This window comes from Amycolatopsis sp. NBRC 101858 (assembly GCF_030269325.1).
GTDB classification, from domain to species: domain Bacteria; phylum Actinomycetota; class Actinomycetes; order Mycobacteriales; family Pseudonocardiaceae; genus Amycolatopsis; species Amycolatopsis ponsaeliensis.
Genome location: NZ_BSTD01000002.1, coordinates 39,378 through 54,429 on the forward strand (window position 1 = coordinate 39,378; position 15,052 = coordinate 54,429).

The window sequence follows — 15,052 nt, forward strand, 5'->3', positions numbered from 1 at the left end:
GCCGGTCAGGCCGTCCGGAAGTGGGCTCCCGCGCGCATCGCCCGGTGGGCCCAGTGGCCGAGCACCGCGAGCAGCGCGATCTCCAGCACCATCATCAGCCGTTCGACCAGCCCGGTCGCCACGGTCGGCAAGTGGCCGCCCAGGACGACGTTCACCGCGAACGGCACGATGAACGGCAGGTAGAACGGGATCGCGGCCAGCGCCAGCCGGCGCGACCAGCGGGCGAACCGCCGCCAGCGCGGGTCGTCGCGGTGGCGGCGGCCCAGGGCCCAGCCGACGACCGGCAGGCTGAGGCACGTCACCGCCGAGGCGTAGAGGTGGATCTTGCCCGTCACGGTGATCGCGCCGCCTTGCGGGTCCTTCGCGAAGATCGCGACGGCCACCAGGCTCACGCACCAGAGCACTTTCGTCCCCACCAGCATCGGGTTCGCCAGCAGGCCGCGACGGTAGAGCGCGACGAGCAGCAGGGCCGAGCCGGTGCTGGTCAGGACCAGCGCGCCGTCCCACAACAGGCGACCCGGGCTCAGCGCGTAGTCGCTCAACATCGAGCTGACCGGGTCGAGCGGGGCGAGGCTCCGGTCGAGGTGCAGCACGACGAGCAGGCCCATCGCGGTGGCGAGGGTGGCGAGCGCACCGGGCACGAGCAACCGGGCGGCGAGCGAGGGGCGGGCGGGGGAAGGCAACAGCATGTAAGGGGACACTCCCGGGCGGCTCGGCTGGTTCAGGCGCAAGCCGGGGACGCTACCCGTGACCATTCCGTGATCATAGCGGGACACGCCCGAGATGTGACGCGAGCCACGGCCGGGTCAGTGGTCACCGTCCTGCGGGATCTCCGCCGAATCCGTCAGCCGGAGCTTGCGGCGCGCCCGCTGGTAGAACGTCGTCATCCCGAGCCGGACCACCCGCGCCGCGCTGGGCCGGGCGTGCAGGTCGAGGCGGTCGCCGGGGGAGACGTACCCCTCCACCTGGCCGTCGACCTCCACCGCCAGCCGGCCGCTGGTCGGCAGCAGCTCCAGCGTCACCTCGTCGTGCACCGAGAGCACGATGCCCCGGCTGTACGCGGAGTGCGGCGCCGCGGGCGTGACCAGCAGCGCCTCGACCGAAGGGCTGGTGATCGGGCCGCCGGCCGAGAAGCTGTACGCCGTCGAGCCGGTCGGGGTGGCGACCACCACCGCGTCCGCCGAATAGCTGACGAACTGCTGCCCGCCCACGTGCACCGCGACCACCGCGCTGCCGTCGCCCGGCACGCGCACCACCGCGATGTCGTTGAACGCCGTGATCCGGCGCCCCGCCAGCACGGCGTCCACGGCCAGCCGCGGCTCCACCGTGAACTGGTGGTCGTCGATGGCCGAGAGCGCGCCGGGCAGGTCGGGGACGTCGACCTCGGCCAGGAAGCCCAGCTTGCCGAGGTTCACCCCTAGCACCGGCGCGCGCTGCCCGTCGGCCAGCCGCATGGCCCGCAGCATCGTGCCGTCCCCGCCCAGGCTGACGACGAGGTCGGACCGCCGGCCGAGCTCCTCGGGCGTCACCCCGATCGCCGCGCAGTTCAGGCGGACGATCTCGTCGGCGATGCCGAGGATCTCGATGTTCCGGTTGCCGGCCCAGCCGAGCACGGCTTCGACGGCGGCCGCGGAGTCGCGGCGGGGGTGCAGCACGAGTCCCGCGGAGTGCATGTCAGCGGCACCGGGGCGAAGGGAGCGTCATGCGCTCAGTCTGCCCGCTCCCGCCTTCCGCCGCGAGAACCGGAGCGCGCCGTCGTCGATCCGGCCGTGCCGCAGCTTGACGACGTCGTGCGCGTAGCTCATGCCCAGCGTCCACGGCGCCCTCGACCCGGCCTTCGGGAACTCGTCGATCGACCGCAGCACGTACCCCGCGTCGAAGTCGAGCAGCGGCCGCTCGGTGACCGCCGGGTCGTCGTTGACCGGCACGCACTGGTCGTGGCCGGTGCGGTCGAGGTGGCGCAGCAGCCGGACGAAGTACTCGCCGACCAGGTCGGCCTTCAGCGTCCAGGACGCGTTCGTGTACCCGATCGTAAAGATGAAGTTCGGCACGCCGCTGAGCATCATCCCCTTGTACGCCATGGTTTCCGGCAGTTTCACCGGTTCGCCGTCGACGACCAGGTCGATGCCGCCGAAGGCCAGCAGCCGCAGCCCGGTGGCCGTGACGACGACGTCCGCGGGCAGCTCGTCCCCGGACTCCAGGCGGATGCCGTCCTTCGTGAACGACGCGATCCGGTCGGTGACCACCGAGGCGTCGCCGCGCTTGATCGAGCGGAACAGGTCGCCGTCCGGCACCAGGCACAGCCGCTGGTCCCAGGGCTGGTAGCGCGGCTTGAAGTGCGTGTCGACGGCGTACCCGGGCGGCAGCTGCTTCAGCGCGGCCTTGCGGATCATCGCCTTGACCACGCCCGGACGGCGCCGGCTGAGCTGGTAGATCAGCGTGCTCACCGCGACGTTCTTCCACCGCGCGATCGGGTACGCGAGCTTCGCGCCGAGCAGCCCGCGCAGCCGGTTGGCCAGCGCGTCCTCCGACGGCAGCGACAGGATGTAGGTGGGGGAGCGCTGCAGCATCGTCACGTGCTCGGCGCGGTCGGTCATGGCCGGCACGAGCGTGACGGCCGTCGCGCCGCTGCCGATCACGACGACCTTCTTGCCGGCGTAGTCGAGGTCCTCGGGCCAGTGCTGCGGGTGCACGACCGTGCCGCCGAAGTCCTCGATGCCGGGAAACTCCGGTGTGTGGCCGCCCGCGTAGTCGTAGTAGCCGCTGCACAGGTAGAGGAACTTCGCGGTGAACCGGACGGGCTCGCCGTCGTGCGTCGCCTCCACCGTCCACCGGGCGTCCTCGGTGGACCATTCGGCGCGGACCACCTTGTGGCCGAACCGGATGTGCCGGTCGATGCCCGCCTCGGCCGCGGTGTCGCGGACGTACTGCAGGATCGACGGGCCGTCGGCGATGGCCTTCTCGCCGGTCCACGGCCGGAACCGGTAGCCGAGGGTCTGCATGTCCGAATCGGACCGGACGCCCGGGTAGCGGAACAGGTCCCACGTGCCGCCGATGGCCTCGCGGGCTTCGAGGATCGCGTACGTCTTGCGCGGGAACGCCGTCCGCAGGTGGTGGGCCGCGCCGACGCCGGACAGCCCGGCGCCGACGATCAGGACCTCGACGTGCTCGGTCATCGCACGGCCTCCGTCCGCCGCGGGCGCCTCATCAGGCGCGTGAGCACGGCGTTGTAGTGGGTGGGGGTGACGCGGGCGAGCGCGTCGAACAGGTAGGCGTCCGGGCCGACGAGGATGCGGGCCTTGCCGCGGTCCACCCCGGTGTGGATGATCGCCGCGGCCTTGTCCGGCGACGTCATCGTCATGGCCTCGAACTGCGCGGCCATCTCGTCGCGGCTGCGGCCCAGCCCGGTGGGGTCGCGGCGGACGCGGGCGTTGCGCGCGATGTTCGTCGTGATGCCGCCCGGGTGGACGGTGATCGCGCGGACCGCGCTGCCGGCCAGCTCCTGCCGCAGCGCCTCGGTGAAGCCGCGGACGGCGAACTTCGCCGCGCAGTACGCGCTCTGGTACGGCACCCCGAGCAGGCCGTACACGCTGGAGGTGTTGACGATCGCGCCTTCGCCCTGCTCGGCGAGGATCGGCAGGAACGCCCGCGTCCCGTGCACCACCCCGCGGAAGTTGATGTCGTGCAGCCAGTCGTCGTCTTCGGGAACGGCGTCGAGCACGGACGAGGTGACCGCGACCCCGGCGTTGTTGAAGACGGCGGCCAGCGGCGCCGGGAGCCACTCGCGAACCTCGCCGGCGAACCGGAGCTGGTCTTCGGCGTCGCGGACGTCGAGCACCCGCGTCAGGACCTTGCCGTGCAGTGCCGCCGCGGTGGCTTTCAGGCCGTCCGCGTCGACGTCGGCGAGCGCGACCGGCGCGCCGAGCCGGGACAGCCGGGTGGCCAGCGCCCGGCCGATGCCGGACGCCGCGCCGGTGATCACCACCGGCCGGCCGGTGATGCTACGGGGCCGAGACATCGGCGCTCCTCACGTGCTTGTCGATGAGGTCGAGCAGGACGGGCCACGCGCCCGCGGGCAGATCGTGGCCCATGCCCGGGATGGTTTCGAGGCGGGCGCCGGGGATGGCGCGGGCCGTCGCGGCGCCGCCGGTGGGGTGGACCATCCGGTCGCGGTCGCCGTGGATCACCAGCGTCGGCGCGGTGATCTTCCGCAGCCACGCCGTCCGGTTGCCGGACTTGAGGATCGCGCCGAGCTGGCGGCCCACGCCGCCCGCCGTCGGGTCGCGGTCCCAGCCCACCCCGGCCTTTTCGCGCACCCAGGCTTCGTCGAACGGGAAGCCGTGCGAACTGATGTGCCGGAACATCGTGACGGCGCTTTCGATGGCTTCTTCGCGGGACTTCGGCGGCTTCGCGCCCATCAGCCGCAACGTCGAGAACGCCGGGCGGCCGAGCAGCCGGGACCCGGTCGTCGACATGATCGACGTGAGGGTCCGGACGCGTGCCGGGTGCAGCGCCGCCACCGTCTGGGAGATCATGCCGCCCATGGACACCCCGGCGATGTGGGTGGTCTCGATGTCGAGCGCGTCGAGCAGGCCGACGGTGTCGGCGGCCATGTCCTTCAGGTCGTACTGCTCCGGCGGGAAGCGCCCGGCGAACATCGCGGGCAGGCTCGCCGGGCGGAAGCGCGGGTGCGTCGAGCGCCCGGCGTCGCGGTTGTCGAACCGGATGACCTCGAAGCCCCGCTCGGCGAGCTGCGCGCAGAAGGCGTCCGGCCAGCTGTGCAGCTGCTGGCCCAGCCCGGCGACGAGGAGCAGCGGCTCCGCGCCGCGGTCCCCGATCCGTTCGTACGCCAGGGAAATCCCCCGGCCGGCGTCGGCGATCTCTTCGGTCACGAATCTCCTCCGGTGCTCCGGCGGCGCACGATCGCGCGCCCGCCCTTGGCCGGGGCGTAGGCCACACCCCGAGAATGCCAGCGTTCGCCGCGTTCGGCCGTCGGCACTAGGTCGAAGTCCCGCAGCAGAGTCCGCAGCACGACGGTCATCTCCATGGTGGCGAACGCGGCGCCGAGGCAGCGCCGCGTCCCGCCGCCGAACGGGATCCACTGGTAGAGGTCCGGGCGCGCGCCTTCGAAGCGGTGCGGGTCGAAGGTGGCCGCGTGCGGGAACACCGCGTCGTCGTCGTGGATCAGGGCGATGCTGACGAGCACCGCGTACCCCTTCGGCAGCGTCCAGCGGCCGAGCCGGAAGCCGTCCTGCTTGACCTGGCGGGCGGTGAGGTCGATGACCGGGCGGGTGCGCTGGACCTCGAGGATCGTGGCGTCGAGGAGGTCTTCGCTCTCAGTGAGCTCGCGCAAGATCGCCGGGTGGCGGCGGAGGCGTTCGACGGCCCACGCCAGGGTGGTCGCGGTGGTCTCGTGCCCGGCGGTCAGCAGGGTGAGGAGCTGGTCGGAGATCTCGTCGCGGCCGAGGCCGGACCCGTCGTCGTAGCGGGTCTGCAGCATCATCGCGAGGACGTCGTCGCCGTCCGGGCGGGCCTTGGCGATCAGCCGGTCGACGATGGCGTCGTACTCGCGGCGCATCCGTTCGAAGCGGCGCCACGGGTTGAAGCGGCCCTTCTTGGAGATCGGCGCGACGGCCAGCCGCGAGCCGAGGGTGACGAACGGCGGGATCAGCTCGCGCAGCTCGGCGAACTCGGCTCCCTCGGCGCCGAACACGGCACGGAGGATGGCGTTGAGCGTGATCCGCATCATCGACGGCAGGGTGGCGAACGGTTTTCCGTCCGGCCAGTTTTCGAGCTCCCGGAGGGTTTCTTCCTCGACGATCTTCTCGTAGGCGGCGAGCCGACGGCCGTGGAAGGGCGGGACGAGCAGCTTGCGCTGCCGTTTGTGCTCACCGCCGGACAGGGCGAACATCGAGTGCGGGCCGAGCACGCGGCCGAGGTTGACCTCGAGGTTGTCGACGAGGTCGGGCCCGGAGGTGAAGAGCTGCTTGATCTCGGCCGGGTCGCTGATCACGACGGCGTGGCCGAAGATCGGCACGTTCACGGTGAAGGCGTTCCCGTACCGCTCTTTGAGCCGCCGCATGCCGCGCAGCGGTTGAGTCAGTGCGTAGGCGCCTTGGACGGCCCGCGGCGCCGTCGGTCCCGGTGGCAGCGTCACCGCGCTGGTCATGGTCGTCATCGACCCTCCCGAAGGTGGTGGTACGCGAACGTACCGTCGGTACGGTACGCCGGTGTACCATCGCCTTTCAAGAGGAGGCGATAACGTGACTGCCGTGGACGTCGACATCCGCCGGCAGCGGCTGCTGGACGGTTTGGCCGCGTCGATCACCGCGGACGGTTTCCGCGACACGACGGTCGCCGACGTCGTCCGCCACGCGCGCACGTCCCGCCGGACGTTCTACGAGCACTTTTCCAGTCGCGAGGAGTGCTTGATCGCGCTGCTGGCGGAGGCGAACCGTTCGATGATCCAGCAGATCTCCGACGCGGTCGACCCGCGCGCACCCTGGGCGCTGCAGGTGCGCCAGGCGATCGAGGCGTGGATCGCGTCCGCGGAGTCCGAGCCGGCGATCACGCTGAGCTGGATCCGCGACGTCCCGGCCCTGGGAGCCCAGGCCCGCGACCTGCAGCGCGAGGCGATGGAGGGGTTCATCGCGATGACGCAGAGGCTGACGGACACCCCGGAACTGCGAGCGGCGGGGATCAGCCCGCCGTCCCGCCAGCTGGCGATCATGCTCCTGGGCGGATTGCGGGAGCTGATCGCGACAACGGTCGAGGACGGCGGGCGAGCGGGGGACGTCACGGAGGTGGCGGTCCGGGCGTCGCTGGCGCTGCTCGGCCCGGCCTGACCGGTTACGCGTCCAGGTCCTGGGCGATCAACTCGGCCAGCGCGTCGACGGACTCCGCGGCCGCGTCACCTTCGGCGGTCAACTCGACCTCGTCCCCATGACCCGCTCCCAGCGTCATCAACCCGAGGACGCTGGCCGCGTCGACCGGCTCGCCGACGACCCCGCCCGTGATCTTGGCGATCTTCACCTTCGCGGGCTGCCCGGCCGCCGCGCGGGCGACCAGGCCTGCGGGCCTGGCGTGCAACCCGACCGTGCTGGCGACGAGCGTTCGGCGTTGGTACACAGTGGACTCCTTCACGCGCTGACGGGCTGGCCGGACACGGCGGCGGAACGTTCGGATGCGCGGAACCGCGCCTGCTTCAGCAGGATCACCGAACCGGCGGCGACCGCCGTGCCCGCGACCAGCGCCAGCACGAACAGCAGCGGGCTGCCGATCAGCGGGAGCACGAAGATCCCGCCGTGCGGGGCGCGCAGTGTTGCGCCGAACGCCATCGACAGCGAGCCCGTCACCGCCGAACCCAGCATGATCGACGGGATCACGCGGAACGGGTCCGCCGCGGCGAACGGGATCGCGCCCTCGGTGATGAACGACGCTCCCAGCAGCCACGCCGCGCGGCCGTTCTCGCGCTCAGCCTCCGTGAACAGCTTCTTGCGCACGGTGGACGCCAAAGCCAGCGCCAGCGGCGGCACCATGCCCGCCGCCATCACCGCGGCCATGATCTGCAGCGAAGCCGTCGCGCCGGTGGTCAGGCCGCCGACCGCGAACGCGTACGCCGCCTTGTTGACCGGGCCGCCCATGTCGAACGCCATCATCAGGCCGAGCAGCGCGCCCAGCAGCAGGGCGCTGACGCCGCTGAGGCTGTTGAGCCAGTTCGTCAGGCCCGACGTCGCCGCCGCGATCGGCTTGCCCACCACCACGTACATCAGGACACCGACCACAATGGACCCGAGCAGCGGGTAGACGACCACCGGCATGATGCCGCGCATCGCCTTGGGCACCTGGATCCGCTTCAGCGCCAGCACGACGCCACCGGCCAGGAGACCCGCGACGAGACCGCCGAGGAACCCCGCGCCGACGGTGACGGCGATCGCGCCGCCCACGAAACCGGGGGCGATCGCCGGGCGGTCGGCCATCGCGAAGGCGATGAACCCGGCCAGCACCGGCACCAGGAAGTCGAACGCGGCACTGCCGATCTGGAACATCAGCGCGGCCCAGCCGGCGACCGAACCCGCGTCGAAGTGCTCGGTGACCTTCGGCGCGTCGACGATCTTGTAACCGCCCAAAGCGAAACTCAACGCGATCAGCAGCCCGCCTGCGGCGACGAACGGGATGAGGTAGCTGACGCCGGTCATCAGCCACTGGCGGATCCGGGTGCCGGTCTTGTCGTTCGCGCCGACCTTCGAGGTCAGCTCCGGGGTGGCGGGCGCCGCGGTGACGGGCTCGCGGGCCGCGGCCTTCGCGCGTTCGAACAACCCGGCGGCGTCGTTGATCGCGGCCTTGACCGGCGCCTCGACGATCGGCTTGCCGGCGAACCGTTCCCGGCCCTGCACCGCGAGGTCCGCGGCGAAGATGACGGCGTCCGCGCTCGCGATGTCCTCCGCCGACAGCGGATCGGACCCGGCCGAACCCTGGGTCTCGACGACGATCGTGTCGCCGTTGGCCTTCGCGGTCTGCTCCAGCGACTCGGCGGCCATGTACGTGTGCGCGATCCCGGTGGGACAGGCGGTGATGGCGACGAACTTCATGGTCAGGACACCTCCTGGCGGATGTACTCGGCGACGGCCACCGCGTCGGTGGCCTCGAGCAGGTTCTGCTTGAACTCCGCCCGGACGAGCCGGCGGGCGAGGGCGGCCAGGACCTTGAGGTGGTCGCTGCCGCCGCCTTCGGGCGCGGCGATGAGGAAAATCAGCGTCGCCGGGCCGTCCGGAGCGCCGAAGTCGACGCCCGCGGCGCTGCGGCCGAACGCCAGCGTCGGCGCGGTGACCGCGGCCGAGCGGCAGTGCGGGATGCCGATGCCGCCTTCGAGCCCGGTGGCCATCTGCTCCTCACGGGCGGCGACGTCCTTGAGGAAGAGGTCGAGGTCGGTCACCCGCCCGGCGGAGACGAGCCGGTCGGCCAGCGAGCGGACGACGGCCCGCTTGTCGGCGGCGTCGAGCCCGAGGTCGACCAGGTCGGCGGTGATCAGGTCTGCGGTGGTCATGCGGCGGCTCCGCTGAGGGTGAGGGTGGGGTCGGTGTCGAGCACGCGCACCTGGTCGGGGTGCACGTCGTGCGGGGTGGGCATGCGGCTGCCCTCCTGCGTGACCGCGGCGGTGCCGTAGGCGACCGCGGTCCGCAGGGCTCCGGGGCCGGTTCCTCCCGCGTGGAGGAACCCGGCGAGTGCGGCGTCTCCGGCGCCGACGGTGCTGCGCACGGCGACCAGCGGGCCGAGCGCGTGGCGGGTTTCGGTCTCCTCGACGAGCACGGCGCCGCGCGCGCCGAGGCTGACCAGCACGCGGCCGACGCCACCGGCGATCAGCTCGCGGCAGAAGGCGACGACGTCGCCGAGCAGCGGCAGCGGGTGCCCGGCGAGCTCGGTCAGCTCGTCGAGGTTCGGTTTGATGAGGTCCGGTCCGCCCGCGATGGCGGCGGCGAGCGGTGCGCCGGAGGTGTCGACGGCGACCTTCGTCCCGGCGTCGTGGGCCAGTTTCGTGAGCCGCGCGTAGAAGTCGTCGGGCACGCCGGCGGGCAGGCTGCCGCAGCACACCAGCCATTCCGCCCGCGCGGCCAGCTCGACGGCGCGGCGTTCGAGGGTGGCGAGCTCGGCGGGGGAGATCTCCGGGCCCGGCTCGTTGATCTTCGTCGTGGTCCCGTCGGCTTCGACGAGGGTGATGTTGCTGCGGGTCGTCCCGGCGATCGGCACCGCGACGACCGGGACGCCTTCGGGGGCGAGCAGATCGGCCAGCCGTTCGCCGACCAGCCCGCCGGCCGGCAGGAGCGCGACGGTCGGGGTGCCGGCGGCGGCCAGCGCGCGGGCGACGTTGACGCCCTTGCCTCCCGGGTCGAGCCGCACGGCCTCCGCGCGGAGGACTTCGCCGCGGCGCAGCTCGGCCAGCCGGGCGGTCCGGTCGAGGCTCGGGTTCGGGGTCACGGTGACGATCACGCCAGCACCACCTCCGGGCCCGCCTCTTCGAGCTCGGCCACGGCGCCCGCGTCGAGGCCGCTGTCGGTGACCAGGACGTCGATCTCGGCCAGCCGCGCGAACCGGCTGAGCTGGTCGGTGCCGTACTTGCTGTGGTCGGCCAGCAGCACCCGCTTGCGGGCGGCGGCGACCACGGCGGCCTTCACCGCGGACTCGGCCATGTCCGGCGTCGTGCAGCCGTGCTCGGCGGAAAAGCCGTTGGCACCGAGGAAAGCGACGTCGACGAGCAGGCCGTCGAGCGCGTGCAGCGTCCAGGCTTCGACGGCGGCGAGCGTCGTCCCGCGGACGCGGCCGCCGAGGATGTGCAGCGTGATGCCCGGGCGGGTGGCGAGGATCGAGGCGACCGGGATCGAGTTGGTGATCACCGTCAGCTCGCGGTCGGCGGGCAGGAGCGTCGCGAGCCTACTGGTGGTCGTGCCCGCGTCGAGCAGGATCGAGCCGCGGTCGGGCACCAGGTCCAGCGCGGCCCGGGCGATCGCGTCCTTCTCGGCGGCGTTCGTCCGGTCCCGCTGCGCGACCTCGGGTTCGAAGTCGAGCCGCTCGACCGCGACGGCGCCGCCGTAGACGCGGCGGACGACGCCCTGGCGTTCGAGGACGCCGAGGTCGCGGCGGATGGTCTCGGGGGCGACACCGAGTTCGGTCGCGACGTCGTTGACGTCGACCCGGCCGTCGCGTCGTGCGCGTTGTGCCAGGAGCTGATGCCGTTCGGCGGCGTACATGCCCGTTCCTCTCCGATGTTTGCCCGTTGCAGTTTGATTGTGCCCGTTGTTACCGTACTGTCAATCCCCAGTTACGAGATCCTTTGCGCTCGGAGGTCCCGCCATGCAGTTGTCCGGAGTCGGAGTCAGCCCCGGCCGGGTCGCCGGTCCGCGCGTCGTCGTGGTCGCTGACCTGCGGGAACCCGACGCCTCGGCGGTCTCGGGTGATCTCGAGGCGGAAGCGGGCAAGATCGGGCCGGCGGCGGAGTCGGTCGCGGCGGCGCTGTCCGATCGTGCCCGTTCCGTGTCCGGCGACGCCCGATCGGTCCTGGAGACCACGGCGGTGATGGCGGCGGACCCGGCACTGGTCGCCTCGGCGGAACGGCTGGTGCGGGACCGCTCGCTGCCCGCGCCGCGCGCGGTGTGGGAGGCGGCGGGGGAGTTCATGACGGCGCTGCAGGCAGCGGGTGGGTACCTGACCGAACGCGCCGCGGACGTCGCCGATGTCCGCGACCGGATCGTCGCTGCCCTGTCCGGGCTGGCCCCGCCCGGTGTCCCGGAGCTGACGTCGCCGAGCGTTCTGGTGGCGCGCGACCTCGCCCCGGCCGACACCGCCGGGCTCGACCCGGACCTCGTGCTCGCGCTGGTGACGGAAGAAGGCGGGCCGACGAGCCACACCGCGATCCTGGCCCGGGCGCTGGGCATTCCCGCCGTCGTCGCGTGCTCCGGCGTCCTGGGGCTGGCCGGCCCCGGGCTCGTGGTCGACGGTTCCGCGGGCACGGTGTCGCCGTCCGACGGCCGGGTGGTGGCGCCCGCGCGGACGGCCCGCCCGGTGTGGGACGGCGTCGGCCGGCTCGCCGACGGCCACCGCGTGAAGCTGCTCGCCAACGTCGGCTCGGCCTCGGACGCCCGTGCCGCTGCCGCGGCCGAGGGGATCGGGCTGTTCCGGACGGAATTCTGCTACCTGTCGGCGACTTCGGAGCCCACGGAGTCCGCGCAGCGCACGGCCTACGCGGCGGTGCTGGCGCCGTTCGGCGGGAAACCGGTCGTCGTCCGGACCCTGGACGCCGGGTCGGACAAACCGCTCGCGTTCCTGGAGATGGGGGCGGAACCGAACCCCGCGCTCGGCGTCCGCGGCCTGCGGGTCGCGTTCGACCGGCCGGACGTCTTGGACCGCCAGCTGAGCGCGATCGCCGCGGCGGCGGCCGACACCGGCGTCGAACTGTCGGTGATGGCCCCGATGGTCGCGACGGCGGCGGAGGCGGCCTGGTTCGCCTCGCGGGCGCGTGCGGCCGGTATCGCCCGCGTGGGCGTGATGATCGAGATCCCGGCGGCGGCGCTGTGCGCGGCGGACATCCTCGCCGAGGTCGATTTCGTCTCGCTGGGCACGAACGACCTGGCGCAGTACGTCTTCGCCGCGGACCGCCAGCTCGGTGCCGTGGCCGCGCTGAACGACCCGCACCAGCCGGCGTTGCTGCGGCTCGTCGGGATGGTCGCGGAAGCCGGTGCGGCGGCCGGGAAACCGGTGGGGGTGTGCGGCGAGGCCGCGGCGGACCCGGCGTTGGCGCCGGTGCTGGTAGGGCTGGGGGTGACGTCGTTGTCGATGAACGCGGTGGCCCTCGCGGGCGTGGGCGCGGCGCTGCGCGCGGTCGACCTGGCCGCGTGCCGGGCGTTAGCTTGACGGTCATGGAGAGCGACAACAGCCAGAGCGTCTTCGACGTCCTCGCAGAGGCCGCGGCCCTGCCGGAGTCCGCGGAAACCATGCTGGTGGACAAGTACTTCGTCGACAAGCCGTCGGCGAGTGCCCGGATCTTCCGGATCTACCGCGAGGTTCCGCTGCACTACCACGAGGAGTGCGACGAGCACCTGTACCTCCTCAGCGGCGGTGGCACGTTCCACCTCGACGGCGCGGAGTTCGAGGCGCGGCCGGGGATGTTCCTCTGCTTCGAACGGCGGAAGGTCCACGGCTTCCCGAAGATCACCGCCGAGCCCCTGGTGGTGCTGGCGATCGACGTCCCGCGGCGGCGGCCGGACGACATCGTCTTCGTCGACCCTTCGGAAGGGGACGCCCGGACGTTCATGGCCCGCAACGCCTGAATCTCAAATTGCGACAGCCGGGCGGCGTCCCCGGTCCTAGCGTCAGGTTCGGCCGGGCTCGGCCACGGGGGCCGGGCGGCCGACGGAGGCGACGATGAAGGCGCTGGTCTACCACGGTCCGGGTGCGAAGGCTTGGGAAGACGTCCCGGACGCCGCCGTCCAGGAACCGACGGACGTGGTCGTGCGCGTCGACACCACCACGATCTGCGGCACCGACCTGCACATCCTGCAGGGCGACGTCGCCGCGGTCACCGACGGCCGGATCCTCGGCCACGAAGCGGTCGGCACGGTGACCGCCGTCGGCGACGCGGTCCGCGCGTTCTCGGTCGGCGACCGCGTGCTGGTCCCGGCCATCACCCAGTGCGGGCGCTGCGAATACTGCGGCCGCGGGATGCCGTCGCACTGCCAGACCGTCGGCGGGATCGGCTGGATCTTCGGGCACCTCATCGACGGCACGCAGGCCGAGCTGGTGCGCGTGCCCTTCGCCGACACGTCGCTGTACGCGGTCCCCGACGACGTCACGAACGACCAGGCGATCTTCCTCGCCGACTCGCTGCCCACGGGGTACGAGGTGGGTGTGCTGGCCGGCCGCGTCCGCCCGGGCGACACGGTGGCGGTGGTCGGCGCCGGCGCGGTCGGCCTGGCGGCGATCCTGACCACGGGCCTGTGGGGCGCGTCGAAGGTGATCGCGGTGGACTCCAACAAGTTCCGCCTGGAGAAGGCGCTGGAGTTCGGCGCGACGGACGCGTTCGAAGCGGGCCCCGACACGCGTTCGGACGTCCTGGGCTTGACCGACGGGCTCGGCGTGGACGTGGCGATCGAAGCGGTCGGCTACCCGGAGACGCTGCTGACGGCGGCATCGCTGGTCCGCCCGGGCGGCCGCATCGCGAACATCGGCGTGCACGGCGTCCCGGTCGAGCTGCCGATGCAGGACATGTGGATCCAGAACCTGACGCTGACGATGGGCCTGGTGGACACGGCCTCGATCCCGACGCTGCTGAAGATGGTGGCCTCGGGCCGCATCCCGGCCGAGCGCATGGGAACCCACCGGTTCACGTTCGCGCAGATGGAGGAGGCGTACGAGGTGTTCGCCAACGCGGCCGCGAACTCGGCGCTGAAGGTGGTCATCACGCCTTAGGTGACGGTCGGATCCCCGAGAGCCAGCTCGGGCGGCCGTCCGCGTCGCCGGGTGATGACGACGGCCGCCGAGCCGAACGGCGACGCCGCGACACCCGGCCGCGACATCTCGAGCCGAAGTTTGAGCGCCCCGGTGACGTCGAGGTCGATCGCGGCCGGCTTCCCGAGGGCGACTTCGTGCTCCGACCGGGGCTTGCCGTCGACGACGACGCGGAACCGGCCGACCTGGAAGCGGTCGGCCGCGTCGTCGAGCACCCCGGCGACGGTCGAGAACCGCTGGTAGTGGCCGCCGAGCTCGACCTCGACGTACCCGGGCGCGGTGTCCGAACGCAGCACGATGCTGTCCTCGTACCGCCGTCCGTCGATCGAGGCCGCCGCCCGCCGCACCCCGGCGCTGCTGCCGGTCCACCGCAGATCGCTCGCGAGGATCGGCTGCGGTTCCGAGGAACCGCCGAGCCACCGGCCGCGCGGGGGCACGGGATGCTTCCCGCGTCCGGTGATCGCGGCGAGCAGGTCGGCGACGCCCTCGTCGGTGAACTCGGCGATCTCGTACCGGGTCATCGAGTACGGGTTGAGGAACTCGGGGATGTCGTCGATCGACCCACCGGGCAGGACGACCGGGAGGATCCGCCGGGTGCCGTCCTCGATGTCCTTGGTCATCTTGTTGCGGAGCATGGCGCTCTCGTACTGGGCGCCGCGACCTTCGTCGGGCGGCGCGTCACCGTCGGCCCGCTCCCGGTAGCGGGGAGACGCCACGGCGATGACGAAGTCGGCGGCCTTGAGGTGCCGGGTCGCCCACAGCGACCAGTCGATGCGGCTGCCGTCGTACCACTGGTCGAGCACGACCTCGAGCCCGATCCGGCTGTGCAGGAAGGTCGCGAACCGCCGGACGTGGTCCTTGTGCGCCTGGGTGTCGTGCGAATAGCTGAAGAACACCCTGGGTACTTCGCGGTCGGACATCGGGTTCCCCTCGGGATCGGTCGGTGATTCACCGATCCGGGAGATCGGTATTCCGGAAACACTTCGCGTCTTCTATCCGTGCCTTCTCGATTTGTCAAGGTACCATTCCCGGGGAGGCTTCGGGCGTGGCCAGT

Annotated in this window: 16 protein-coding genes; 4 read left to right on the top strand and 12 right to left on the bottom strand. The window is 72.2% G+C overall.

Annotation, left to right across the window (positions count from 1 at the left end; translation table 11 throughout):
- Window positions 1–5: 5 nt before the first annotated feature.
- The 6 genes from QSK39_RS13440 to QSK39_RS13465 all read right to left on the bottom strand — a co-directional run bounded on the left by QSK39_RS13440 (window position 6) and on the right by QSK39_RS13465 (window position 6,178).
- Window positions 6–689 carry a DUF998 domain-containing protein gene (locus QSK39_RS13440; protein ID WP_285478052.1) on the bottom strand — a complete coding sequence of 228 codons (684 nt, stop codon included), beginning with the start codon at window positions 687–689 and terminating at the stop codon, window positions 6–8.
- 117 nt (window positions 690–806) lie between these two features.
- Window positions 807–1,673 (bottom strand): NAD(+)/NADH kinase, encoded by an 867-nt coding sequence (locus tag QSK39_RS13445; protein WP_285478053.1) that lies wholly within the window; start codon window positions 1,671–1,673, stop codon window positions 807–809.
- A gap of 27 nt (window positions 1,674–1,700) precedes the next feature.
- Window positions 1,701–3,176 (bottom strand): flavin-containing monooxygenase, encoded by a 1,476-nt coding sequence (locus QSK39_RS13450; RefSeq protein WP_285478054.1) that lies wholly within the window; start codon window positions 3,174–3,176, stop codon window positions 1,701–1,703.
- On the bottom strand, window positions 3,173–4,018 hold the full coding sequence (locus tag QSK39_RS13455; protein ID WP_285478055.1) for an SDR family NAD(P)-dependent oxidoreductase: 846 nt from the start codon (window positions 4,016–4,018) through the stop codon (window positions 3,173–3,175). Before QSK39_RS13455 ends, QSK39_RS13450 begins: the two co-directional genes overlap by 4 nt.
- On the bottom strand, window positions 4,002–4,892 hold the full coding sequence (locus QSK39_RS13460; protein WP_285478056.1) for an alpha/beta fold hydrolase: 891 nt from the start codon (window positions 4,890–4,892) through the stop codon (window positions 4,002–4,004). The genes QSK39_RS13455 and QSK39_RS13460 overlap by 17 nt, the downstream gene beginning before the upstream one ends.
- Entirely contained in the window at window positions 4,889–6,178 is a 1,290-nt protein-coding gene (locus QSK39_RS13465) for a cytochrome P450 (protein WP_285478057.1), read from the bottom strand. The genes QSK39_RS13460 and QSK39_RS13465 overlap by 4 nt, the downstream gene beginning before the upstream one ends.
- Before the next feature lie 85 nt (window positions 6,179–6,263).
- Here QSK39_RS13465 and QSK39_RS13470 point away from each other — a divergent pair, with 85 nt between their 5' ends.
- Window positions 6,264–6,845: a TetR/AcrR family transcriptional regulator gene (locus tag QSK39_RS13470; RefSeq protein ID WP_285478058.1), complete on the top strand. Its 582-nt coding sequence runs from the start codon at window positions 6,264–6,266 to the stop codon at window positions 6,843–6,845.
- 4 nt (window positions 6,846–6,849) lie between these two features.
- Here the strand turns inward: QSK39_RS13470 and QSK39_RS13475 are convergent, their stop codons facing one another.
- The 5 genes from QSK39_RS13475 to QSK39_RS13495 are packed head-to-tail and all read right to left on the bottom strand — an operon-like array spanning window position 6,850 to window position 10,745.
- Window positions 6,850–7,128 (bottom strand): HPr family phosphocarrier protein, encoded by a 279-nt coding sequence (locus QSK39_RS13475; RefSeq protein ID WP_285478059.1) that lies wholly within the window; start codon window positions 7,126–7,128, stop codon window positions 6,850–6,852.
- 11 nt (window positions 7,129–7,139) lie between these two features.
- A complete protein-coding gene (locus QSK39_RS13480) occupies window positions 7,140–8,591 on the bottom strand; it encodes a PTS fructose transporter subunit IIC (protein ID WP_285478060.1) in 1,452 nt (483 codons plus the stop codon).
- A gap of 2 nt (window positions 8,592–8,593) precedes the next feature.
- Window positions 8,594–9,046, bottom strand: coding sequence for a PTS sugar transporter subunit IIA (locus QSK39_RS13485; RefSeq protein ID WP_285478061.1), 453 nt, complete (start codon window positions 9,044–9,046; stop codon window positions 8,594–8,596).
- Window positions 9,043–9,987 carry a 1-phosphofructokinase gene (gene pfkB / locus QSK39_RS13490; protein WP_285478062.1) on the bottom strand — a complete coding sequence of 315 codons (945 nt, stop codon included), beginning with the start codon at window positions 9,985–9,987 and terminating at the stop codon, window positions 9,043–9,045. The genes QSK39_RS13485 and pfkB overlap by 4 nt, the downstream gene beginning before the upstream one ends.
- On the bottom strand, window positions 9,984–10,745 hold the full coding sequence (locus tag QSK39_RS13495) for a DeoR/GlpR family DNA-binding transcription regulator (RefSeq protein ID WP_284749262.1): 762 nt from the start codon (window positions 10,743–10,745) through the stop codon (window positions 9,984–9,986). Before QSK39_RS13495 ends, pfkB begins: the two co-directional genes overlap by 4 nt.
- 103 nt (window positions 10,746–10,848) lie before the next feature.
- On the opposite strand from QSK39_RS13495, the gene QSK39_RS13500 reads away from it, so the two are divergent.
- The 3 genes from QSK39_RS13500 to QSK39_RS13510 all read left to right on the top strand — a co-directional run bounded on the left by QSK39_RS13500 (window position 10,849) and on the right by QSK39_RS13510 (window position 13,959).
- Window positions 10,849–12,405 carry a phosphoenolpyruvate--protein phosphotransferase gene (locus QSK39_RS13500; protein ID WP_285478063.1) on the top strand — a complete coding sequence of 519 codons (1,557 nt, stop codon included), beginning with the start codon at window positions 10,849–10,851 and terminating at the stop codon, window positions 12,403–12,405.
- 5 nt (window positions 12,406–12,410) lie between these two features.
- The gene (locus QSK39_RS13505; protein ID WP_285478064.1) at window positions 12,411–12,821 is read left to right on the top strand and encodes a cupin domain-containing protein; all 411 of its coding nucleotides are present in this window, start codon (window positions 12,411–12,413) and stop codon (window positions 12,819–12,821) included.
- A gap of 94 nt (window positions 12,822–12,915) precedes the next feature.
- Entirely contained in the window at window positions 12,916–13,959 is a 1,044-nt protein-coding gene (locus QSK39_RS13510; protein ID WP_285478065.1) for an alcohol dehydrogenase catalytic domain-containing protein, read from the top strand.
- Here the strand turns inward: QSK39_RS13510 and QSK39_RS13515 are convergent.
- Window positions 13,956–14,918: an SEFIR domain-containing protein gene (locus QSK39_RS13515; protein ID WP_285478066.1), complete on the bottom strand. Its 963-nt coding sequence runs from the start codon at window positions 14,916–14,918 to the stop codon at window positions 13,956–13,958. The two genes, QSK39_RS13510 and QSK39_RS13515, sit on opposite strands and share 4 nt — an antisense overlap.
- Window positions 14,919–15,052: the final 134 nt, after the last annotated feature.